Genomic DNA, 1,770 nt, shown 5'->3' with positions numbered 1-1,770 from the left:
TTGAGAGTAAACCTCTCAAAACTGAACAAAGTAAAAACAAATTGTGTAGTCTCCGTAATATTCCTTAGAAAGGAGGTGATCCAGCCGCACCTTCCGATACGGCTACCTTGTTACGACTTCACCCCAATCATCTATCCCACCTTAGGCGGCTGGCTCCAAAAGGTTACCTCACCGACTTCGGGTGTTACAAACTCTCGTGGTGTGACGGGCGGTGTGTACAAGGCCCGGGAACGTATTCACCGCGGCGTGCTGATCCGCGATTACTAGCGATTCCGGCTTCATGCAGGCGAGTTGCAGCCTGCAATCCGAACTGAGAGAAGCTTTAAGAGATTAGCTTAGCCTCGCGACTTCGCAACTCGTTGTACTTCCCATTGTAGCACGTGTGTAGCCCAGGTCATAAGGGGCATGATGATTTGACGTCATCCCCACCTTCCTCCGGTTTGTCACCGGCAGTCTTGCTAGAGTGCCCAACTGAATGATGGCAACTAACAATAAGGGTTGCGCTCGTTGCGGGACTTAACCCAACATCTCACGACACGAGCTGACGACAACCATGCACCACCTGTCACTTTGCCCCCGAAGGGGAAGCTCTATCTCTAGAGTGGTCAAAGGATGTCAAGACCTGGTAAGGTTCTTCGCGTTGCTTCGAATTAAACCACATGCTCCACCGCTTGTGCGGGCCCCCGTCAATTCCTTTGAGTTTCAACCTTGCGGTCGTACTCCCCAGGCGGAGTGCTTAATGCGTTAGCTGCAGCACTGAAGGGCGGAAACCCTCCAACACTTAGCACTCATCGTTTACGGCGTGGACTACCAGGGTATCTAATCCTGTTTGCTCCCCACGCTTTCGAGCCTCAGCGTCAGTTACAGACCAGAGAGCCGCCTTCGCCACTGGTGTTCCTCCATATATCTACGCATTTCACCGCTACACATGGAATTCCACTCTCCTCTTCTGCACTCAAGTCTCCCAGTTTCCAATGACCCTCCCCGGTTGAGCCGGGGGCTTTCACATCAGACTTAAGAAACCGCCTGCGCTCGCTTTACGCCCAATAAATCCGGACAACGCTTGCCACCTACGTATTACCGCGGCTGCTGGCACGTAGTTAGCCGTGGCTTTCTGGTTAGATACCGTCAAGGGATGAACAGTTACTCTCATCCTTGTTCTTCTCTAACAACAGAGTTTTACGATCCGAAAACCTTCTTCACTCACGCGGCGTTGCTCGGTCAGACTTTCGTCCATTGCCGAAGATTCCCTACTGCTGCCTCCCGTAGGAGTTTGGGCCGTGTCTCAGTCCCAATGTGGCCGATCACCCTCTCAGGTCGGCTATGCATCGTGGCCTTGGTGAGCCGTTACCTCACCAACTAGCTAATGCACCGCGGGTCCATCCATCAGCGACACCCGAAAGCGCCTTTCAAATCAAAACCATGCGGTTTTGATTGTTATACGGTATTAGCACCTGTTTCCAAGTGTTATCCCCTTCTGATGGGCAGGTTACCCACGTGTTACTCACCCGTTCGCCACTCTTCTTTTTCCGGTGGAGCAAGCTCCGGTGGAAAAAGAAGCGTTCGACTTGCATGTATTAGGCACGCCGCCAGCGTTCGTCCTGAGCCAGGATCAAACTCTCATAAAAAGTTCGAACAATCTTGCGATTGTTAAGCTCAATTTGTTTGCTAGCATATTGCTTGCTTGTTAAAAATGTTTGTTGTCTTGAATTGAATCAAGACGCCCTACACATTTGGTTTGTCTTACTTTGTTCAGTTTTCAAAGGTCTA

At 51.0% G+C, this 1,770-nt stretch carries 1 rRNA gene; it reads right to left on the bottom strand.

Going from position 1 to position 1,770, the window contains the following annotated elements:
• Positions 1 to 68: 68 nt before the first annotated feature.
• Positions 69 to 1,628, bottom strand: a 16S ribosomal RNA gene (locus RG571_RS11935).
• Positions 1,629 to 1,770: the final 142 nt, after the last annotated feature.

Source organism: Enterococcus sp. FR204, assembly GCF_031143325.1.
In the GTDB taxonomy this organism is placed as follows: Bacteria; Bacillota; Bacilli; order Lactobacillales; family Enterococcaceae; genus Enterococcus_B; species Enterococcus_B faecium.
Note: the sequence above shows the minus strand (reverse complement) of the source record. Positions and strands in the feature narration are given on the sequence as shown.